This is a genomic window from Halobaculum halobium (assembly GCF_030127145.1).
Classification (GTDB): Archaea; Halobacteriota; Halobacteria; order Halobacteriales; family Haloferacaceae; genus Halobaculum; species Halobaculum halobium.
Genome location: NZ_CP126158.1, coordinates 2,429,527 through 2,450,472 on the forward strand (window position 1 = coordinate 2,429,527; position 20,946 = coordinate 2,450,472).

Below are 20,946 nucleotides of genomic sequence, written 5' to 3' on the forward strand. Positions count from 1 at the left end.
ATAGCTTCGGGTACCCGGATGAGGAACCGATCCCCATGGACGCCACAGTCGCGGTGCAGTCAGTCGCGGAGGTCGGGCCCGACACGATCGCGGTGTCGCTGGACTCGCCGCCGGAGTTCGACGGGAGGCCGGGGCAGTTCGTGAAGCTCACGGCCGTCGTCGACGACGCGGGGGTGTCGCGCTTCTACACCATCTCCTCGCCGGACACCGAGGGATCGTTCGAAACCACTGTCGGCCTCGATGGCGGCGACTTTTCGGCGTACCTCGCGGGCCTGACCGAGGGCGACGAGATCGAGATGAGCGGCCCCTTCGGCGACGACTACTACGAGGGCGAGGCGCGCGCGGTCGTGCTCGCTGGCGGCCCCGGCGTGGGTCCCGCCGTCGCCATCGCGGAGGCCGCGCTCGCCGCCGGCAACGAGGCCGCCGTCGTCTACCGCGACGACGCGCCGGCACACACCGAGCGCCTCGACGCGCTGCGCGAGCGCGGCGCGAGCGTCGTCGTCACCGACGGCGCCATCGACGACGCGGTCGCGGCGGCGGTCACGGGCGCCGAGGGCGAGCACGCGTTCGTCTACGGGTTCGCCGACTTCGTCGACGAGGCGACTGCGTCGCTGGACGCCGCGGGCTACGCGGACGACGCGAAGATCGAGAATTTCGGGTAATCGGCCGACGTGGAGCCGCTGACCTGACGCGGCTCAGACGAGGCTGGCGCCGTCGAAGTCGGCGCGGGCGTACTCGACGTCCATGAGTTCGAGGAGGGTCGGCGCGATGTCGAGCAGGTCCGCGTCCGTGATCGTCGCGTCGGGTTCGTCGACGAACAGCGTCGCGTTCTCGAAGCTGTGCATCCCGTTTCGCGGCCCCGTCGAGAAGACGCCGTCGTCGTGGGACTTGAACTTCGCTTTCAGGTCGAAGCCGTGGTTCGGGATGATCGTCAGGTCGGGTGCGATGTCGTCGTGGTCGCCGCGGAACGCGTCTTCCTTCTCGACGACGCGCTTGGCGACGGGCGTCCCGTCGGGGCCTTCGAGCGCTTCGATCTCGGCTTTCAGCTTGTCGCGGACGGCCTCGTACTCCGACTTGGGCACCGACCCCCGTGGTTCGCGACCCTCGAGATTGAGGTACAGTCGGCCGGGGATGAGCGAGTATGCGCGCGTGTCGTCGTCGATGTCGCCGAGTTCCTCGTGGTCGTCGCCCGCAAAGGAGAGCCACCCCTCGTCTTGGAGCCACTGGTTGATCTCGACTTCGTAGTCCTGGACGGTGAACCCGTGATCGGAGGCGACGACGAGCGTCACGTCCTCCGGAAGCATGTCGCGGATCTCGCCGACGTAGTCGTCGACCTTCTCGTAGAAGGACATGAACTCCTCGTAGTACTCGCCGTCGCGGGCGTAGTCCTCGAACAGGAAGTGGTTCACGCGGTCGGTCGTCATGAACACCCCGAAGAACAGGTCCCAATCGTCCTGTTCGATGTAGTGGGTGAACGCCTCGAATCGCTTGTCGAGCGTCTCGTGAGAGACGTCGAGGAACTCCGACTTGTCGTCGTTGTGCCCCAGCTTCGCGTTCGTGTCGATCCGGTAGTCGATCGACTCCAAGTAGTCCCGGAGGTCGTCCGGGTAGGCCGCCTTATCGACGCCCGGAGAGAGGAACCCGGAGACCATCCGCTGGACGTTGCGCTGGGGAGGGAACGTCACCGGGACGTTCAACACGGTCGCGTCGCGGCCGTTGTCCGCGATCCGATCCCAGACGCGCGTCGCCTGCACGTCACGCCCCATCGGGACGTACGTGTCGTAGCTCCCGATCTCGCGGTCTTGGAAGCCGTACACGCCCGTCTCCCCGGGATTGACGCCGGTCGTGAGCGAGGGCCAGCACGCCGACGACTCCGGCGGCACGATGGAGTCGATCGCGGCGGCCGACCCCTCATCGGCGAGTGCGGCGAAGTTCGGGAATCGACTGGGATGTTTCTCAAGCAGCGAGTGCGGAACCCCGTCGATACCGATGAACGCGACCCGGGGGTCGTCGTCCCCGCGAAGTCGATCGAATAGTCCCATGGACGCTCTTTCCGCGGGGGCGGGTAAAGTAATTCAGGTTCTGTCGGTCGGTATCGGCTGTCCGGGACGGCGGCAACGCCCGCCGACCGACTCCCGGAACGGCCGACGAGTCGCTCTCGCACTCGTCGGCACCGTTTTGCCGGCACCGCTCGCAGGCACTGTCGATGGCAGACAAGGGGGACGCCGAACCGGATCCGTTCGACGCGTTCCGCCAGCTGCGGTCGGTACCCGGTGACGTCCTCGTCCTGTCGCTGGCGATGTTCGCGTTCAGCCTCGGCTTCCAGGCGACGGGGCGGTACCTCCCGCAGTACCTCGCGGTCTTGGGCGCCTCCAGCCTCGCACTCGGGGTGTACGGCTCGCTCGGTAACCTCATCTCGGCGGTGTTTCCGTACCCCGGCGGCGCGCTGTCGGATCGGCTCGGCTCGCGCACGTCGCTGACGCTGTTCGGCTTCGCCTCCACGCTCGGATTTCTCGTGTGGTGGGCGGCCGACCCGTACCGCGGAGTGGCCGTCGGACCGACGAACCTCGCGGTCGTCATGATCTTCCTTGGGTTGTTCCTCTCGCAGGCGTGGAAGTCGTTCGGGCTCGGCGCCACCTTCGCCGTCGTCAAGCAGTCGGTGGCGCCGGATCGGCTCGCCTCGGGGTTCGCCGCCACGGAGACCTTCCGACGGACGGCGTTCCTCCTCGGGCCGCTGCTCGTCGCGGCCGTCCTCTCAGCGTACGCGTTCACAGCGGGGTTCCGACTCGTGCTGTTGGGCGCGGCGGTCGTCGCGGCGATCGCCACCGTGGCGCAGTACGCCCTCTACGACGCCTCGAACGACTCGATCGGAAAATCCTTCGAGGGCGTCGGTATGGTGGTCGAAGACCTCCGGTCGCTCCCGGATACGCTGGGCCCGCTGCTCGTCGGCGACACGCTGGTGCGCTTCGCCAACGGGATCGTGTACGTGTTCTTCGTGCGCGTCGTCGTGGACGTGCTCGCGGTCGGCGCGACGCTCCCCGTCGTCGGCGACCTCTCGCCGGAGGCGTACTTCGGGGTCCTCCTCGGCGTCGAGATGGCCGTCGCCCTGCTCACGATGATCCCCGTCGCGCGCCTCGCGCGCTCGGTCGGGCTCAAGCCGGTCGTCGCGATCGGGTTCGCCGTCTACGCGGTGTTCCCCGCGATGCTGATCTTCGCGCCGCCGGACCCGGCCGTGCTCGCGGTGCTGTTCGCGTTCTCCGGGCTCCGGTTCGCGGGGCTGCCAGCGCACAAGGCGCTCATCGTCGGCCCGGCCGAGGCCGACGCCGGCGGACGCGTCACGGGGACGTACTACCTCGTCCGCAACGTGGTCACCATCCCGAGCGCCCTCGTCGGCGGCTGGATCTACGGCCGCTCGCCGGAGACGGCGTTCGCGCTCGCGACGGTCGTCGGGCTCGTCGGCGTCGCGTTCTTCGTCCTGCGCGGCCGGGAGTTCGAGGCGTACGCGGGCGCGTGAGGCCCGGCCCACTCGACGGCGTCGACCGCTCCGACGCGAGTTCCGTGCCGCCCTCTCGGGTCCACCGGGACGGGGCGATGGGAATTTGAAGCGGGGCCGCCAACGGAGAGCGTGAGCGAGGAGTCACGCGACGCAAGCGACGGACCCGCCCCGGCCGAGGGGCGCCCGGATCGACCCCCGATAGCCGGGCTGATGGACACGCTATCTGTGAAGCGCAACGTCGTGATCGGGGCGGTCGTCGGCGTCGCCCTCGCGGTCGCCGTGTACGTGGTTCGGGCCCTCGAACTCCTCGGGCCGGTCGGCGGCACCCGCGAGTACCCCGTGCTCGGGGCCGACGGGTTCTTTCTGCTGCTCGCGTTCGTACTCGCGTCGGCGACGACGCTGTTCGTCGCCTCGGCGCTGACCGTCGTCGCCGCGGTCCGCGCGCTGCGGACGCCCGAGGAGTGACGCGACGGGTGCCCGCAGGAACGACGCGCACCCGCGGGAATCGGCCGATCCTCGCCGGAACCCAAAAGTCGGTTCGGTGCGTGATCAGTTCACATGGTCGGGGTCCTCACCGAGCCCGTCGTCCGCCTCCTCCTCACGGGGGTGTTGTGTCTCGTCCCGACGATCGCGTTTCTCGGACTGCTTCGGCTCCTCGAGCGCCTCCGTAACGACGTGCTCGTCGAGCACACGATTCGGATGGCCGCCGAGGAGGGTGCGACGGCGGGCGCCGCCGCGACCAGGGCGGATCCGGCTGTCGCGTTCGGTGTCGCTCGCGATGGCTCGACGGGCCGGTCCGAGCCCGAACCGGCGGACGAGACGGACTGGGAGGACCCGCGGCCGACCCGCCGGCTCGTGCTGTGTTCCGCCTGTGCGACGCTGCGGTCGCCGCGCCCCGGGGCGTGTCCGACGTGCGGGGCGGCGCTCGATGCGGCCGCAGACCGGTCGGACGCCGATCTCGACCCCGAGGGGGAGCCTCGCCGCCCGTGAGTCGGGGCGTCAGTCCACCTCGAACTCCTCGGGAGAGCCGGCCATCGCCGTGAGTCGCTCGGCGCCCGCGCGGGTGCCCTTCGCGATGAGCACGTCGCCCGGACGCAACCGCGTGTCGGCGCCCGGTGAGACCTCCCACTCGCCGTTCTCAGTCTCCGATTCGTCAGCGGCGGTCGCGGTCTCGTCGCCGTCGGCACGCCCGGCCGGGTCGCCGCGGCGGACGGCGATGACGCGCATGCCCGTCGCCGTTTTTACCTCCTGATCGCCGAGCGTCGTGCCGGCGAGCGCCGATCCGTCGGTGACGACCGTGCGGACGATGACCTCGTCGGACTCCTCGACGGCCTCAGCGACGACCGGGTGTGCTTTCAATCCGCGGAGAACGCCCTCGCTGATCTCGAGGGCGGCGTCGCTGATCACCTCGGTCGCCGACGCCAGGTGGACCAGTCCGCGCAGGCTGACCGGGTCATCGACGCGAGCGGCCGCCTGGAGCGTCCACGCCTCGAAGCGCGATTTGAGGGCGTCCACTTCCGCCTCCAGCTCGGCGACCTCCTCGGCGACGCCGCGGCTGTCGAACAGTACGGCGCCGTACGCCAGGTCGACCGCGAGCTCGCTCATGTTCTTCATCAGGACGATGGAGTCGACGGCGCGTTCGAGGGCTGCGTCGGCGGCCCCCGGGGAGTCGGGCGACTCGTACGGGTCGCCCGAGGCGACTTCGTACACCTCGCGCAATCCCTCCTCGAACCCCCGGAGGATCAACGTGTCGCCCGCGCCGAGGGCCGTGTCGCGGTCGGGGTTGGTGATCCAGCGGGCCTTGCCGGTCGCCTGCTCGCGGCGGACGGCGATGACGCGCACGCCCGTCTCGGTCTCCATGTTGATGCCCCCCAGCGTCTGGCTGACGTACGAGGAGTCGTCGGTGACGGGGACGCGGACGAGCGTCTCAACCGCCTCCGGCAGCGCGGCGCGCATCGCGTCGGGGAGTCCCACCTCCTCGAGCACGACCTTCGCGATGTCGCCGGCGGCGTCGCTGATCTTCTCGGCGGCGCCGACGACGCCCAGCACGGGCGCCAAGTCCTCGACGTCCTCCGGCGAGCGCGCGGCCATCATCACGCTCATGCGCGCCTGAAGTTGGAGCACGTCCATCCGCGATTCGAGCGTCAGCACCTCCGCCGCGAGGTCCGGGCTGCCGTGGAGCACCGCCGAGAACGACAGGTCGATGAGCAGCTCCGCGGTGTCTTTCATCTCGGCCAACACGGCCTTCACGCTCACCGGTTCGTACTCGACGGGCTCGTCTCGATGCATCCGATCACTCGGCAGTTCGACGGGCCGGCAGAAAAGGGTTGCTCGCGCGGGAGGACCCCTCAGGCACCCCTTCGCTCACAGGGGATTACGCCCGGTCAGCGTCCGGAAACAGCCGGTAAGAGGTACGGCCGACGGCAACGTCTTTCTGTTCGCCGTCGGGGGCGACGCTGGAGACCAGCGTGTCAGTGAACCCCATCGAGCCGCCCGCCCGGAGCACTTCCGCCTCGACCCGGAGGTCGTTGGTTGCGGGTCGGAGGTAGGTGACGTTGAGGTCGGTCGTCGCCAGCGACCCGTTCGTCGGGTCGTCGAACGTCGACCGCAGAGCGAATCCGGAGGCGGTGTCCACCAGCGTCGCCGCGATACCACCGTGGATGGATCCGACCGGCGAGCCGGGGTTGACCAGCTTCTCGTCGTAGGGAACGGACATGACGATCCGGCCGCGCTCCAGCTCCTCGACGGTGAGATCGAGCCACGAGAGGAATCCGTGGCTTTCGATGAACGCCTGCAGGAGATCGACGTGATCGGCGTCGATCGGGTCCGGTTCGTCTGTCGGGCCGTCGTGCATGTTCCGAGGACCGCCGGCGCCGTACTTCACGGTTCGGTTCGATCGGTCGGAGTCGTCCCGTGGCTCAGTCGTCGTTGCCGGCGTCGTCGATCTCGCTCACACTGGTCTCGGCGGGCGGTGCCGTCCCGTTGCCGCCCTCGCCGAAACCGGCCGAAAGGATACGCGTGAGCGCCTCCTCGACTTTCTCGTCGGTCTCTTGGAGATCCTCGGACTTGACCTCCATGACGTAGCCGGTGGTGATGTTCGGCGCCGTGGGCATGAACACGACCTCGCGACCGTCGCTCGTCGTCTTCCCCGTCTTGAACGCCGTCATCCGCATCCCGTCCCACGGTTCCAGCTTCACCGGCGTCTGGAGGTCCTCGGTGCCCGTGAGCGCGGTTTCGACCGCCAGCTTCGAGGCGTTGTAGATGACGCGGAGTCCGGGGACGCGGTTGATCGTGTCGTCGAGGAGCCCCTCGGCGAGGCGTCCGGCGGTCGTCCGCATGAGGTATCCCGCCGAGAACACGAGCAGGATGAACACGACGAGCGCCGTGATCACCTCGGCGAACTCGTACACGGCGACGTACTGCGGGTTCGGGTTCTCCGGTGTGATCGTGGGGACGAACGGGAGCGCCGACAGGAGATTGTACAGCCAGTTTGCGACGAAGACGATGACCAGAAGCGGCGTGATCACGACCAACCCGCTCGCGAAATCACGCTTCCACGTAGACATTCGGAGTTCACCCCGGATTCGGAGGCGGAGGCATATCAGCCCTTCTACACGGCCTCCACCCCGCGAACCGCCTCGCGGCTATTGACACGTCGCTCCCGTGTCGCTTCGCGGCCGCTCAGACGCCGACGACCGCTCGCAGGGCGAACAGGGCGTTCCCCTTGCGCTCGCGCACGCGACGGTAGAAGTACGAGAGCCACTTGTCACCGTACGGCGCGTACTGCCAGGTCTCGACGCCCTCGTCCGCGAGGCGACGTTGTTCGTCCTCGCGAACGCCCATGAGCATCTGCACCTCGTAGTCGGCGCCGTACTCGGCCGACAGCTCCGACGCGAGGGCGATCATCGTCGGGTCGTGGCTCCCGACGGCGATCCCGCCGTCGCGCTCTTTGAACAGGAACTTCAGGTTCTCGCGGTACGCCTCGTTCACGTCGGTCTTGTCGGTGTAGGCGATCGACTCGGACTCGTCGTACGCGCCCTTGACGAGCCGGATCTTCCCGGGCACGTCCGCCAGCCGGTCGAGATCCGAACGGGTTCGACGGAGGTTCGCCTGCACGCACTGCCCAACGCCGCCGTCGAACTCGCGGGCCAGCGTCTCGAACGCGTCGAGCGTCGCGTCGGTCGTGTCGGCGTCTTCCATGTCGCACCAGACGAATACGTCGTGCTCGTCGGCCGCCTCGACGATCCGGCGGACGTTCTCGCGGAACACCTCGTCGGCGATGTCGATGCCGAGTTGGGACGGCTTCACCGAGACGCAAGCGTCCAGATCGGTGGCCCCGATATCGCGGACCAGCGAGACGTACGCGTCGGCGTCGGCGTCGGCGGCCGCGCGGTCGTGGTAGTGCTCCCCGAGGAGGTTGAGGATCACCTTCACGTCGTCCTCGTTGGCGCGGCGGACGTGGTCGAACGCCGCGGCCGGCGTCTCCCCCGCGACGAACCGGCTGGCGATGGGCGGGATCATGTCGGTGGCAACGCTTGCCGGTCACGCGTCTTGAGTTTCGCGGATCCGTCGCGGCGAGGCGGATCCCGCCCACTTAACACCGGACGCGAACCAGCCAAACCCGATGGTCGCACTGCTCGAACTCGTCGCGAGCGCGCTGTGGGCGATGCTGCCGGCGTACGTCCCGAACAACGCCGCCGTGCTCGCGGGCGGCGGGGCGCCGATCGACGGCGGGCGGACGTGGGGCGGCCGCCGCGTGCTCGGGGACGGGAAAACGTGGCGAGGTACCGCGATCGGCACGCTCGCGGGCGTCGCGCTCGCGCTCGCGCTCAACGCCGTCGCCGTCCCCGTCGGCGCCGCCGCCGGCATCGACCTGCCGGCGTTCCCGCCGCTGGCGGCGCTCGCGCTCGCGCTCGGCGCGATGCTCGGCGACATCGGCGCCTCGTTCATCAAGCGCCGGTCGGGCCGCGAGCGGGGCGCCGCTTTCCCCGGGCTCGACCAACTCGACTTCGTCGTCGGCGCACTCGCGCTCGCACTCGTGCTCGCCCCCGGGTGGGTGCTCTCGACGTTCACGCTCGAACGCCTCGTCGTCGTGCTCGTCGCGACGCCCCTGTTGCACGTCGCGACGAACGTCATCGCGTACCTGATCGGCGTGAAGAACGAACCCTGGTAACGGGGCTGGAGCGTCCCCGTCGCGGCCGCGCGAGCCCCCACGAACTCACGCGTGAGAATCGGGGCGGTGCGGTTTTTACGCCGCCCCGCGCCGGTCCGGACGTGAGCGAACCGGACGCAGTCGAGTCGAGCGACCCTCCCGAGGGAGTCGAGGAGGAGGGCGAGCTGTCGCCGCGCGAGCAGATCCGGGTCTCGTTCCCGACCATCGCGCTGGCGTTCATGCTGCTTGCGGCCGCCAGCGTCGCCGGGATCGGCGGCGTCGTCGCGACGGGGATCGGCGGCGAGCCGATCGATCGGCCCGAGGGCTTCTCCTTCGCCGTCGTCGGCGAGGGTGACGACACGGCCATCGTCGTCACCCACCCCGACGGCACCGTTCCTTCGGAGGAGCGCGTCGTCGTCGTCGACGAGGCGGGGACGAAGGTGCCGTGGACCGACCTCCGGACGGACACTGGGGAGGCGGAGATCACCGGCCGAAGCGCACTCGCGTGTCCGACTCAGGGCGCGACGTACCGCGTCGTGTTCGAGGGCCGCGCGGCGGATCACACCGTCGGCGCTTACGAGGTCGACGCGCCGATCCCCGCGAGCGTCGTCGAGCGGTGTGAGGCCGCGAACTGACACCGAACGGGGAGGTCCCCTCCGGGACGCGGACGAGTCCCCGCGGCGGCCTCGGACCGATAACCTTTCGCGCCGTCGTGCGCCTTCCACGACTATGACCGACGCGACCACCGACGCCGTCACCGACGCGGAGCTGATCGCCGCGCTCCGGGACGCAGAGGCCGTGCTGTTCGGCGAATTCGAACTCGCCCACGGCGGGACGAGCGACTACTACGTCGACAAGTATCGCTTCGAGACGGACCCCACGTGCCTGGGACTCGTCGCCGAGGCGTACGCCGAACGCGTCGGCGACGCGACGCTCGCGGGCGTCGCCCTCGGCGCTGTCCCGCTCGTCGCCGCGACCGCCGTCGAGACCGGGTCGCCGTACGTCATCGTTCGGAAGGCCGCCAAGGAGTACGGCACCGGGAACCGGATCGAGGGGACCCTCGACGAGGGCGAGGAGGTCGTGGTGCTCGAGGACATCGCCACGACCGGGCAGTCCGCCCTCGACGCCGTCGAGGCGCTGCGAGAGGCGGGCGCGACCGTGAACAGGGTGCTCGTGGTCGTCGACCGCGAGGAGGGCGCCGCGGAACTGATCGCCGACCACGGCGTGGAACTGGAGTCGCTGCTGACGGCCACGCGGCTCCTCGAAGACAGGTAACGAGAGCGTCGGTCGGGTCCGTCCGTTGTCGCCGCAACCAGCAACGGCGTCGACCGCCAGGGAAGATACCCACACATACGTAACGCTGGTACTTCTCTTTGTACCCGAATTCGAAGTGTTCATACTTGCACGAACGAGCATAGATCCATGAACAGGGCCGAGAAGGCCGCCCTGCAGTTGCAGGCGGTCGCCGTGTTGCGGACGCTGAAGGAGACGCGAACGTACGACGAACTCGCGGAGGTGACCGGCCTTCCGGCGGGCGACCTGAACCGATACGTCAACGGACACGTCCTCCCGGGCGCCGAGCGCGCCCAGGAGGTCGTCGGCGGCATCGGTCGCGAGACGCTCGCGGCCGAACTGGAGGCGCGTATCGGCTTCGACGACGAGGGGTACGTCGACAACTCCGGCGTCGTGTTCGACCAGCCCTTCCTCGATCTGGTCGCGCCCGTCGCCGCCGAGTCGTTCGACTTCGAGACGCCGGACGTGGTGCTCACGGCCGCGACCGACGGGATCACGCTCGGCGCGGCGATGGCGAGCCACTTCGACGCCCGCGTCGCCTATGCGAAGAAGTCGAAGGAGACGGCCGTCGAGGAGTTCATCGAGTCGCGCCAGCGGCTCGCCTCCGGGATCGAGTTGACCTACTACCTCCCCGCGGGCGCAATCGACGCCGGCGAGTCCGTGCTCGTCGTCGACGATCTCATCCGATCGGGCGAGACCCAGGAACTGTTGCTCGACATCGCGCTCCAGGCTGACGCCGCGGTCACGGGCGTGTTCGCACTCATCGCCGTCGGCGACGAGGGAACCGATCGGGCCGCCGAGATCACGGACGCGCCGGTCGGGGCACTGACACGGTTCGAGTGAGCCACTGACGGGGGGTGGATCGGAGCGACCCAGTTCTGGATCGGATGCCGTCACCGCCGGTCCGACCGTCTCACACTCGCTAATTCACTGACGCGAACTCGGCAACAAGTATCCACATGTGTGGATAAATACTGGAAGCGAAGCCGAACGCTTAAGATAGGTATGCACAAGTGTGTCGGTATGGGGCTGCAACAGCAGTTGGCGGAGTACTTCAACTTCGACGACCTCGGGACGGACCTCCGGACCGAGGTGGTGGCCGGGATCACCACGTTCCTGACGATGAGCTACATCGTCATCGTCAATCCGAGCATCCTCGCGGTGGCGATCGTCAACGGGCCGGGGCCCGACATCGGTCGGTCGCTACCGGAGGTCCAGCAGATGATCGCGGTGGTGACGCTCATCTCGGCGGCCGTCGCGACGCTCGTGATGGCGCTGTACGCGAAGCGACCGTTCGGACAGGCGCCCGGGCTCGGGCTGAACGCCTTCTTCGCGTTCACGGTCGTGCTCGGACTCGGCGTGCCGTGGAACACCGCGCTCGCGGCGGTCGTCGTCGAGGGGGTCGTGTTCATGCTGCTCACCGTCGCCGGAGCGCGTGAGTACGTCATCAAGTTGTTCCCGGAGCCGGTGAAGTTCGCGGTCGGAGGCGGTATCGGGCTGTTTCTCGCCATCATCGGGCTGGAGGCGATGCGCGTCGTCGCCTCCGACCCCGCGACGTACCTCCAGTTCTCGCCGGTGTTCGCGCAGGACCCCGTCGCGGTGCTGTCGGTCGTCGGGCTGTTCCTCACGTTCATGCTGTACGCCCGGGGCGTTCCGGGCAGCATCGTCTTCGGGATCCTCGGGACGAGCGTGCTCGGGTGGATCGTGTCGACGCTCGGCTACTCGGCGTTCACGGTTCCCGAGGACGCAGGATACACGCTCGCCGACGCCTCGCTCGCGCCGGCGATCGCGAATCTGACGTACTCGGCCGCGGGCTACGACATCACCCCGCTCGTGGGCGCGTTCATCGGCGGGTTCGAGAACGTCGACGCGCTCGCGTTCGCGCTCATCGTGTTCACGTTCTTCTTCGTCGACTTCTTCGACACCGCCGGCACGCTCGTCGGCGTTTCGCAGGTCGCCGGCTTCCTCGACGAGGACGGTAACCTGCCCGACATCGACAAGCCGCTGATGGCCGACGCCGTCGGCACCACCGTGGGCGGCATCCTCGGCACCTCGACGGTGACGACGTACATCGAGTCCGCCGCCGGCGTCGAGGAGGGCGGTCGCTCCGGGATGACCGCGCTCGTCATCGCAGTGCTGTTCTTGCTGTCGCTGGCGGCGGTCCCGCTCGCGGCGGCGGTCCCGATCTGGGCGAGCCACATCGCGCTGGTCGCCATCGCGGTGCTCATGCTGCGCAACCTCGTCGACATCGACTGGGCCGACTACACCAACGCGGTGCCCGCGGGGCTGACGATCCTCGTGATGCCGTTCACCTACTCGATCGCGTACGGCATCGCGGCGGGCATCGTCTCGTACCCGCTCGTCAAGGTCGCCGCCGGCGAGTACGACGACGTGCGCCCGGGCCACTGGGTGCTCGCGGCCGCGTTCGTCGCGTACTTCTTCGTCCGCACCAGCGGCGTACTCGGCAGCGCGCTCTGAGCGCGGGCGCGCGTTCGCCGTCCGGGTGGACGATTCGAGGCACCCGGTGACGGAGCACAAGAGTTTCCACCCCACACCCCCCGGTTCGGGGTATGGCTACATCCCTCCCCGTCTCTCGACGGACAGCGGCGCGCGCGCTCGCCGCGCTCGTCGTGGTCGGGCTGTTCGCCCCCGCGGCGGCACAGGCGCTCGCGCCGGGCGACACCGGCACGCCGGGAACCGTCGGACTCGAGGCCGGAACGATCGACGAGGAGCCGAACGGGTCAACCGTCGTCGCGATCCAGGGCTTCCACTTCCAGGGCCAGGGCAACCAGAAGAAGCCCGCACGGCTCGTGCAGGTGCACCCGAACGGGTCGACCGACTGGGTGTACGACGGTTCGAACCAAGACGCATTCTGGTTCTACGACGTCGACCCGCTCGAGAACGGCAACCTGCTCGTCGTCGGCACCAACCCAGATGGAACCACGGTCGCCGAACTCGACCGCGAAACGCGCGAACCGGTGTGGACCGAGCGCTTCGACTTCACCGACACCCACGACGTGGAGATGCTGCCGAACGGCGACCTCCTGATCGCCAACATGCGCGAGTGGAACGAGTCGGCACAGCGCTCGGACGATCGCATCCTCGTGTACAACCGCTCGACCGAGCAGATCGACTGGGAGTGGACGTTCCGGGACCACTACCCCAACTCGACGGACGGCGGCTTCAACGAGGACTGGACCCACGTCAACGACGTGGACCGCATCGGAGAGGGCCAGTACCTTGTCTCGCCGCGTAACTTCGACCAGGCGATCGTCGTGAACCGCTCGACCGATGAGATCGACTACCGCCTCGGCGAGGACGACAACTACGACATCATGCACGAGCAGCACAACCCCGACTGGCTCGTGAGCGAGGAGGGCAACCCGACGATCCTCGTGGCCGACTCCGAGAACGACCGCGTCGTCGAGTACGAGCGGCGCGACGGCGAGTGGGTCGAGACCTGGGAGGTCGGCACCGGCCAACTGGACTGGCCCCGCGACGCCGACCGCCTGCCCAACGGCAACACGCTCATCACCGACTCGCTCAACCACCGCGTCATCGAAGTCACGCCTCGCGGTGAGATCGTCTGGGAGTACTACGCCACCTGGGGCCCGTACGACGCCGAGCGCATCGGAACCGGTGCCGAGTCGAACGGGCCGACGATGACCGACCAGGGCGTGACCGGAAGCTACCAGATCTACGGTTCTGCGGGGCTCATCGAGGGGACCGGCGACACGCTGACGTTCGCCGCCGCCGTCCAGAACACCTTCGCTGGTACGGTGCTCGGCGGTCCCGCGCGGGCGTTCGCGAACACGTGGTCGGGCGTCACGCCGTGGATCCGTCCGGTCTGGATGGGATCGTGGGCGTTCGCGGGCGCCGTCGCCGGCCTGCTCGTGCTCGTCGGCTGGGCGGTCGGGGAGTTGGTCACCGCGCGGGCCGCGATTCGACGCGGCGCTCGGAAGGCGGCGCGGGACGTCCGCTCGCGCTGAACGAGCGCCGCAGGTCGCCGCGCACTCGTTTGCTTCGTCCACACCCTCAACGACGCGCTGCTGTACGGCGCGCCCGCAAACGCGCCGCCGACCCTTCGCCGGCTCGCTTCGCTCACGGGTCGCTCGTCCCCCGTTCGCGGTTCGAGGGTGGCCGCCGTCGCCCTCGCTTCGCTCGACGACGCATTCCGCAAACACCTTATAGCGACGTGGGCAAACCCACAGACGACGAGTATCCATGCCGAGACCCGAAGTTCTCGAACGCGTGAAAGAGGCCGAAGCCGATGCCGAGGAGATCGTCGCCGAGGCCGAGGCCGACCGCGAGGCGCGGATCTCGGAGGCCAGGTCGGAGGCCGACGAGATCGTCGCCGAGGCCGAAGCCGAGGCCGACCGCATCGAGCAAGAGCGCCTCGACGACGCGCGCGAACAGATCGAGGAGAACCGAGAGGAGACCATCGCGGCGGGCCGCCGCGAGCGGAACGAACTCGTCGACGAGGCGAGCGACCGGATCGACGAGGTCGTCGAATTCGCGGTGGAACGGTTCGAGGAGGCGGTACATGCTCAGGCCTGAGCGGATGAGCAAGGTCTCGGTGACCGGGGCCAAGGCGTACATGGACCCGGTTGTCGAGTCGGTCCACGAACTGAACCTCCTGCACGTCACCGAGTACGGCGGCGGCTGGGAGGGGTTCGTTCAGGGTAGCCCGCAGTCGGGTGCCGAGGACGCAGCCGACAAACTGGTCACCGTTCGCTCGCTGAAGTCGATGCTCGGCGTCGAGTCGGACGACGCGGGTCCGACCCGCGTGCTCGACGACGACGAGCTGACGGCCGAGCTCGAGGAGCTCCGCGAGGAGGTCAACGCGCTCGACGACCAGCGCGACGAGCTCCGCTCGCAGCTCCGCTCCGTCGAGGAGCGCATCGAGGCGATCGAGCCGTTCGCGGAGCTGGGCATCGACCTCGACTTGCTCCAAGGGTACGACACCGTGCAGGTCGCCGTCGGCGAAGGCGACCGCGACACCGTCGAGCGCGCCGTCCTCGACGCATCGTCGCTCACCGAGTACCAGGTGTTCGGCGACGACGTGCTCGCTGTCTTCGCGCACCCCGAGCGCGACGCCGACGAGAACGCGCTCACCGACGCGCTGGTGAGCGCCGAGTTCGCTGTCATCGACGTGCCCGACGTCGAGGGCGACAGCGTCTCGCCGGAGTCGTACGTCGATGAGCTGGAGTCCGAGCGACGGTCGCTCGAGTCGGACCTCGAATCGATCGAGGCCGAGCTGGACTCGGTGCGGGCGGACGCGGCCGGGTTCCTGCTGGCCGCCGAAGAGAAGCTGGCCATCGAGGTGCAGAAGGCGCAGGCGCCGTTGTCGTACGCGACCACGAACAACGCGTTCGTCGCCGAGGGGTGGATCCCCACCGACCGCTACACCGCGTTCAAGTCGACGGTCCAGGACGCCGTCGGCAGCCACGTCGAAGTCGAGGAGATCGAACGCGCCGCCTTCGGCGCCGACGGCGACGTGCAGGTCCGCGAGGACGTGCCGCCGGCCGTCGAGGACGCCGGCCCCGACGAGGGCGTCGAGGCGTCTGACGGCGACGAAGCCGAACAGCGACGCGCGGTCGCCGACGGCTCGGGCGGCTCGGTCGTCATGCGAAACGACGACCCGCCGGTCGTGCAGGACAACCCCGGGCTCGTCTCGCCGTTCGAGGTGCTCGTGCAGGCGGTCGGGCGCCCGAACTACCGCGAGTTCGACCCGTCGGTTATCCTGTTTCTCACGTTCCCGGCGTTCTTCGGGTTCATGATCGGCGACCTGGGGTACGGGATCCTCTACGGCCTCATCGGCTACTACCTCTATTCGAACTTCGACTCGCAGGCGTTCAAGTCCATGGGCGGCGTCACCATCGCGGCCGGTATCTTCACCGCGGTGTTCGGCGTCCTCTACGGCGAGTTCTTCGGGCTCCACGTCATCTCGACGTACTTCTGGGAGGGCGTGGTTGGCCTCAGTAGCGCCCCGATACACAAGGGGCTCCAGCCGGCCGACATCTACTGGGCGCAGGCGTGGCTGGTCGTCTCAGCGCTCGTCGCGCTCGTCCACCTCAACGTGGGGTACGTCTTCGGCTTCCTCGAGGAGCTGGAGTTCCACGGGCCGAAGGCGGCGATCACCGAGAAGGGCTCGTGGCTGCTGGGCATGAACGGCCTCTGGCTGCTCGTGTTCAGCCGGCTGGCCGCCGGCACCGCGCCCTCGTTCATCTACACCGTCTTCGACGGCACCGGCGCGGCGCCAGAGGCGACCGGCGAGTACGCCAAGGCGGCGTTCGCGCTCGGGTTCAACGGCTTCCCGACCGTCGTCGGTTACGTCGGCCTCGCAATGTTCCTCGTCGGTGCGCTCCTGCTGCTGCTGGGTGCGCCCGCCGAGCTGCTGGAGATCTTCGACGTGCTCGTGAACGTGCTGAGCTACACCCGGATCGCCGCGGTGCTGCTCGCCAAGGCGGGGATGGCGTTCGTCGTCAACCTCCTGTTCTTCGGCGTGTACGAGACCGAAGGCGAGTACCACTACATGCTCACGCACGGCCCCGAGTACTACGCCGCCGAGTACGGCGCAGAGGCGATCCTGTTCCCCGGGCTCGCCCACGGCGGCGTGGCGGCGCTCGTCGGCGGACTGCTCATCCTGGTGATCGGGCACGTGCTCGTGCTCGCGCTGGGCGTGACGTCTGCCGGCCTGCAGGCCGTCCGTCTGGAGTACTACGAGTTCTTCTCGAAGTTCTTCGACGGCGGCGGCACCGAGTACGAGCCGTTCGGTCGCGTTCGCCGGTTCACCGCCGACGAGTAAGGTAGCTCGTCAGCTCGACACCGGCTCGGCTCGGCTTTTCGCGGCGATCGCCCGCAGTCGGATGCGGGTGACTCACACGAACAGCGACGCGTCACAGTCCCGTATTCGGGCGTCTCGTCGCTCGCTTTGGGAACCTTTATGCACTCCACAGGTGCAACAACGACTTGTCCGGAGTTAGGCAATCCGCCTACCGAATACCATGCTCGAAATCGCACCCGAAGTCGGCAACGTTGTACTGCAGGATGGATCCAGTTCCCCGGCCCTCACCGCCAACGCGGCAGCGGCGCTCGCGGTTGGCCTCGCCGCATTCGGTGCGGGCTACGCCGAACGCGGTATCGGTTCGGCCGCCATCGGCGCCGTCGCCGAGGACGAGGACCTGTTCGTGTCCGGGCTGATCTTCACGGTCCTCCCGGAGACACTCGTCATTCTCGCACTGGTCACCATCTTCCTGGTCTAAACCGCTTCCTCCCTTTCATCATGAGTTTGGAGACTGTCGTCGAAGACATCCGTGACGAAGCCCGCGCGCGTGCGGAGGACATCCGCGAAGAGGGCGAGGAGCGCGCCGGGGAGATCGTCTCGGAGGCCGAGGAGGAGGCCGAACGAATCGTCCAGGAACGAGAACAGCAGGTCGAACGGCAGATCGAACAGGAGCGCGAGCAGACGCTCTCGGCGGCGAAGCTGGAGGCGAAACAGCAGCGACTCGAGGCGCGCCGCGACGTGCTCACCGACGTGCGCGAGCAGACCGAGGCGGCTATCGCCGACCTCGAAGCCGAGCAACGCGAAGAGCTGACCCGCGCGCTGCTCGACGCTGCCGCCCCCGAGTTCGACGACGGCGAGTCGGTCTCCGTCTACGGCAGCGCCGACGACGAAGACCTGCTGACGGACGTCCTCGCGGACTACGATGGCTGGTCGTTCGCCGGCGAGCGCGATTGCCTCGGCGGCGTCGTCGTCGAGAGCGAGGAGTCCCGCGTCCGTGTGAACAACACGTTCGACTCGGTTCTCGAGGTGGTCTGGGAGGACAACCTCAAGGAGCTGAGCGACCGACTGTTCGACGATGAGTAGCCGCGCCGGATCGTCGAACCCCGAGTACGTCAACGCCCGCGTCCGATCGCGGCGGGCGTCGCTGTTCGAGGAGGACGACTACCGGAAGCTGGTCAGGATGAGCCCGGCGGAGATTGCCCGGTTCATGGAGGAATCGCCGGCGTACGAGAGCGAGATCAACGCGCTCGGGTCGCGGTTCTCGGGCGTCGACCTCATCGAGTACGCGCTGAACGCGAGCCTCGCCGAGGACTTCGAGGACATCCTTCACTGGTGTGAGGGGACGCTGTACGGGCACGTCGCCCGCTACCTCCGCAAGTTCGACGCGTGGAACGTGAAGACCGTTCTGCGGGGCATCTACGCCGACACCGAGCGCGAGGCCGTCGCCGACGACCTCATCCGCGCTGGGGAGTTCAACGACCGGCTGCTCGACCGGCTGCTCGACGTGGGCAGCATCGAGGAGGCGGTCGAGGCGCTGTCGTCGACGGTGTTCGGCGACGCGCTCGCGGACGCCCTCGACGACTACGAGTCGGAGGGTGTGCTGGTGCCGCTGGAGAACGCGGTCGACCGCGCGTACTACGATCTGCTGCGGACCGACGACCTCTCCGGCGAGGCGCTGTCGGAGTACCGCGAGTTCCTCGAGGCGGAGGTCGACTTCCGTAATGCGATCAACGCGCTGCGGCTGTCGCGCTCGGGCGCAGACCTCGACCCCTCGGAGTACTTCATCGAGGGCGGCGTCCTGTTCTCGGCAGGCGAGCTCCAACAGCTGGCGTCCAACACCGACGAGCTGACCGCCCGAATCCGCGAGTCGCGGTACGGCGACCAGCTCTCGGACGCGCTGGCGGAACTCGAGGACGCCGAGAGCCTCATCGGGTTCGAGCACGCGCTGGAGGCGGCGCTGTTGAAGTACGCCGACTCGCTCGGGCTGGTCCACCCGCTGTCGGTGACCCCCATCGTGTCGTACGTGCTCGCGAAAGAGCGCGAGGTCGACAACATCCGCGCCATCGCGCGCGGGAAGGAGGCCGGCCTCAGCCCAGAGGAGATCGAATCCGAACTGGTGATCCTATGAGTCAGGAGATCGCGGTAATCGGCAGTCCCGAGTTCACCACCGGCTTCCGACTCGCCGGCGTCCGCAAGTGCGAGAACGTCCCCGAAGCCGAGAAAGACGACCGCCTCGACGAGGCGGTCGAGGGGACGCTCGCGGACGAGGACGTCGGCATCGTGGTGATGCGCGACGAGGACCTCGACCACCTCTCGCGGACCGTCCGCAGGGACGTCGAGGGGAGCGTGGAACCGGTACTGGTCACGCTCGGCGGCGGCGCCGGGAGCGGCCTACGCGAACAGATCAAGCGAGCCATCGGGATCGACCTGATGGACGAGGACGAGTGAACACATGAGTCAGGCAAGCGAATCCGAGACGACCGAAGGAACCGGACGCATCAAGAGCGTGAGCGGCCCGGTCGTGAAAGCCGTCGACCTCGACGCCCGGATGAACGACGTCGTCTACGTTGGCGACGAAGGGCTGATGGGCGAAGTCATCGAGATCGAAGGCGACGTCACGACCATTCAGGTGTACGAGGAGACCTCCGGGGTCGCCCCCCGAGAGCCCGTCGAGAACACGGGCGAACCCCTCTCCGTGGACCTGGGGCCGGGAATGCTGGACGCCATCTACGACGGCGTCCAGCGCCCGCTCGACGTGCTGGAAGAGAAGATGGACAGCGCGTTTCTCGACCGCGGGGTCGACGCGCCCGGCATCGACCTGGAGAAGAAGTGGGAGTTCACTCCCGAGGTCGAGGTCGGCGACAGCGTCGAGGCCGGCGACATCGTCGGCGTCGTGCCCGAGACGGTCACCATCGACCACAAGGTCATGGTGCCGCCGGGCTACGAGGGCGGCGTCGTCGAGAGCGTCGAGGAGGGCGAGTTCACCGTGGACGAGCCGATCGTCACGCTCGAGAACGGCGAGGAGGTCACGATGCACCAGGAGTGGCCGGTCCGCGAGAAGCGACCGACTATCGAGAAGCGAACGCCCCGCGAGCCGCTCGTGTCGGGCCAGCGCATCCTCGACGGCCTCTTCCCGATCGCCAAGGGCGGTACCGCGGCGATTCCTGGGCCGTTCGGCTCCGGGAAGACGGTTACTCAGCACAGCCTCGCCAAGTTCGCCGACGCCGACATCGTCGTCTACGTCGGCTGCGGCGAGCGCGGCAACGAGATGACCGAGGTCATCGAGGACTTCCCCGAACTGGAGGACCCGAAGAACGGGAACTCCTTGATGGCCCGCACCTCACTCATCGCGAACACCTCGAACATGCCCGTCGCCGCCCGCGAGTCGTGCGTGTACACCGGCATCACCATCGCCGAGTACTACCGCGACATGGGGTACGACGTGGCGCTGATGGCCGACTCCACCTCGCGGTGGGCGGAGGCCATGCGCGAGATCTCCTCCCGGCTGGAGGAGATGCCGGGCGAGGAGGGGTACCCCGCGTACCTCGCCGCCCGCCTGGCAGAGTTCTACGAGCGCGCCGGCTACTTCGAGAACCTCAACGGCACCGAGGGATCGGTCTCAGCGATCGGCGCGGTCAGCCCGCCCGGGGGCGACTTCTCCGAGCCGGTCACGCAGAACACGCTCCGCATCGTGAAGACGTTCTGGGCGCTGGACGCCGACCTCGCCGAGCGCCGGCACTTCCCGGCGATCAACTGGAACGAGTCGTACTCGCTGTACCAGGACCAGCTCGACCCGTGGTTCAAGGAGAACGTCGCGGAGGACTGGGCCGAGCGGCGGCAGTGGGCCGTCGACACGCTCGACGAGGAGGGCGAACTCCAGGAGATCGTCCAGCTCGTCGGGAAGGACGCCCTGCCGGAGGACCAGCGGCTCATCCTCGACGTGGCGCGGTACCTGCGTGAGGGCTACCTCCAGCAGAACGCCTTCATCGACGTGGACATGTACTGTCCGCCCGAGAAGACGTACGCGATCCTCACGACGATCCAGACGTACAACGACGAGGCGTTCGACGCGCTCGACGCGGGCGTCCCCATCGAGGACATCACTGCCATCGACGCGGCGCCGAAGCTCAACCGGATCGCCACCCAGGAGGACTGGGAGGCGTTCGTCGAGGAACTGAAAGCGGAGATCACCGAGCAGATCCGTTCGCTCTACTGAAC

Annotated in this window: 22 protein-coding genes; 17 read left to right on the plus strand and 5 right to left on the minus strand. The window is 68.3% G+C overall.

Going from position 1 to position 20,946, the window contains the following annotated elements:
* The first annotated feature begins 35 nt into the window (after positions 1-35).
* A complete protein-coding gene (locus tag P0Y41_RS12700) occupies positions 36-662 on the plus strand; it encodes an FAD-dependent oxidoreductase (protein WP_284061684.1) in 627 nt (208 codons plus the stop codon).
* A gap of 33 nt (positions 663-695) precedes the next feature.
* Here the strand turns inward: P0Y41_RS12700 and P0Y41_RS12705 are convergent, their stop codons facing one another.
* Positions 696-2,042: an alkaline phosphatase family protein gene (locus P0Y41_RS12705; protein ID WP_284061685.1), complete on the minus strand. Its 1,347-nt coding sequence runs from the start codon at positions 2,040-2,042 to the stop codon at positions 696-698.
* 164 nt (positions 2,043-2,206) lie between these two features.
* Here P0Y41_RS12705 and P0Y41_RS12710 point away from each other — a divergent pair, with 164 nt between their 5' ends.
* From P0Y41_RS12710 to P0Y41_RS12720, 3 genes are all read left to right on the plus strand, one after another.
* On the plus strand, positions 2,207-3,514 hold the full coding sequence (locus P0Y41_RS12710; RefSeq protein ID WP_284061686.1) for an MFS transporter: 1,308 nt from the start codon (positions 2,207-2,209) through the stop codon (positions 3,512-3,514).
* A 192-nt stretch (positions 3,515-3,706) separates the two neighbouring features.
* Positions 3,707-3,961 carry a DUF7536 family protein gene (locus tag P0Y41_RS12715; RefSeq protein WP_284063418.1) on the plus strand — a complete coding sequence of 85 codons (255 nt, stop codon included), beginning with the start codon at positions 3,707-3,709 and terminating at the stop codon, positions 3,959-3,961.
* A gap of 93 nt (positions 3,962-4,054) precedes the next feature.
* Positions 4,055-4,486 (plus strand): hypothetical protein, encoded by a 432-nt coding sequence (locus P0Y41_RS12720; protein ID WP_284061687.1) that lies wholly within the window; start codon positions 4,055-4,057, stop codon positions 4,484-4,486.
* A gap of 9 nt (positions 4,487-4,495) precedes the next feature.
* Here the strand turns inward: P0Y41_RS12720 and P0Y41_RS12725 are convergent, their stop codons facing one another.
* The 4 genes from P0Y41_RS12725 to P0Y41_RS12740 form a co-directional block, all read right to left on the minus strand.
* Complete coding sequence (locus P0Y41_RS12725) at positions 4,496-5,785, minus strand: potassium channel family protein (RefSeq protein ID WP_284061688.1); 1,290 nt, start codon at positions 5,783-5,785, stop codon at positions 4,496-4,498.
* 85 nt (positions 5,786-5,870) lie between these two features.
* Positions 5,871-6,350, minus strand: a complete 480-nt coding sequence (locus tag P0Y41_RS12730) for a PaaI family thioesterase (RefSeq protein WP_284061689.1) — start codon at positions 6,348-6,350, stop codon at positions 5,871-5,873.
* A gap of 64 nt (positions 6,351-6,414) precedes the next feature.
* Positions 6,415-7,062: a DUF502 domain-containing protein gene (locus P0Y41_RS12735; RefSeq protein WP_284061690.1), complete on the minus strand. Its 648-nt coding sequence runs from the start codon at positions 7,060-7,062 to the stop codon at positions 6,415-6,417.
* Between the two features lie 115 nt (positions 7,063-7,177).
* Positions 7,178-8,017, minus strand: a complete 840-nt coding sequence (locus P0Y41_RS12740; RefSeq protein ID WP_284061691.1) for a proline dehydrogenase family protein — start codon at positions 8,015-8,017, stop codon at positions 7,178-7,180.
* Positions 8,018-8,120: 103 nt separating this feature from the next.
* On the opposite strand from P0Y41_RS12740, the gene P0Y41_RS12745 reads away from it, so the two are divergent.
* The 13 genes from P0Y41_RS12745 (at position 8,121) to P0Y41_RS12805 (ending at position 20,944) form a co-directional block, all read left to right on the plus strand.
* Positions 8,121-8,669: a CDP-2,3-bis-(O-geranylgeranyl)-sn-glycerol synthase gene (locus P0Y41_RS12745; RefSeq protein ID WP_284061692.1), complete on the plus strand. Its 549-nt coding sequence runs from the start codon at positions 8,121-8,123 to the stop codon at positions 8,667-8,669.
* A 101-nt stretch (positions 8,670-8,770) separates the two neighbouring features.
* Complete coding sequence (locus tag P0Y41_RS12750) at positions 8,771-9,283, plus strand: hypothetical protein (protein WP_284061693.1); 513 nt, start codon at positions 8,771-8,773, stop codon at positions 9,281-9,283.
* Positions 9,284-9,377: 94 nt separating this feature from the next.
* On the plus strand, positions 9,378-9,923 hold the full coding sequence (pyrE, locus tag P0Y41_RS12755; RefSeq protein WP_284061694.1) for an orotate phosphoribosyltransferase: 546 nt from the start codon (positions 9,378-9,380) through the stop codon (positions 9,921-9,923).
* Positions 9,924-10,070: 147 nt separating this feature from the next.
* Positions 10,071-10,784 carry a phosphoribosyltransferase family protein gene (locus P0Y41_RS12760; RefSeq protein WP_284061695.1) on the plus strand — a complete coding sequence of 238 codons (714 nt, stop codon included), beginning with the start codon at positions 10,071-10,073 and terminating at the stop codon, positions 10,782-10,784.
* Between the two features lie 180 nt (positions 10,785-10,964).
* Positions 10,965-12,419, plus strand: a complete 1,455-nt coding sequence (locus P0Y41_RS12765) for an NCS2 family permease (RefSeq protein ID WP_284061696.1) — start codon at positions 10,965-10,967, stop codon at positions 12,417-12,419.
* Positions 12,420-12,511: 92 nt separating this feature from the next.
* Positions 12,512-13,930, plus strand: a complete 1,419-nt coding sequence (locus tag P0Y41_RS12770) for an arylsulfotransferase family protein (RefSeq protein WP_284061697.1) — start codon at positions 12,512-12,514, stop codon at positions 13,928-13,930.
* A gap of 235 nt (positions 13,931-14,165) precedes the next feature.
* Positions 14,166-14,498 carry an ATP synthase archaeal subunit H gene (ahaH, locus tag P0Y41_RS12775; protein WP_284061698.1) on the plus strand — a complete coding sequence of 111 codons (333 nt, stop codon included), beginning with the start codon at positions 14,166-14,168 and terminating at the stop codon, positions 14,496-14,498.
* A complete protein-coding gene (locus P0Y41_RS12780) occupies positions 14,485-16,749 on the plus strand; it encodes a V-type ATP synthase subunit I (protein WP_284061699.1) in 2,265 nt (754 codons plus the stop codon). Before ahaH ends, P0Y41_RS12780 begins: the two co-directional genes overlap by 14 nt.
* A gap of 199 nt (positions 16,750-16,948) precedes the next feature.
* On the plus strand, positions 16,949-17,206 hold the full coding sequence (locus P0Y41_RS12785; protein ID WP_284061700.1) for a hypothetical protein: 258 nt from the start codon (positions 16,949-16,951) through the stop codon (positions 17,204-17,206).
* A gap of 20 nt (positions 17,207-17,226) precedes the next feature.
* On the plus strand, positions 17,227-17,811 hold the full coding sequence (locus P0Y41_RS12790) for a V-type ATP synthase subunit E (protein WP_284061701.1): 585 nt from the start codon (positions 17,227-17,229) through the stop codon (positions 17,809-17,811).
* The gene (locus tag P0Y41_RS12795) at positions 17,804-18,856 is read left to right on the plus strand and encodes a V-type ATP synthase subunit C (RefSeq protein WP_284061702.1); all 1,053 of its coding nucleotides are present in this window, start codon (positions 17,804-17,806) and stop codon (positions 18,854-18,856) included. Before P0Y41_RS12790 ends, P0Y41_RS12795 begins: the two co-directional genes overlap by 8 nt.
* Positions 18,853-19,176, plus strand: coding sequence for a V-type ATP synthase subunit F (locus P0Y41_RS12800; protein ID WP_284061703.1), 324 nt, complete (start codon positions 18,853-18,855; stop codon positions 19,174-19,176). The genes P0Y41_RS12795 and P0Y41_RS12800 overlap by 4 nt, the downstream gene beginning before the upstream one ends.
* 4 nt (positions 19,177-19,180) lie before the next feature.
* Positions 19,181-20,944, plus strand: coding sequence for an ATP synthase subunit A (locus P0Y41_RS12805; protein ID WP_284061704.1), 1,764 nt, complete (start codon positions 19,181-19,183; stop codon positions 20,942-20,944).
* Positions 20,945-20,946: the final 2 nt, after the last annotated feature.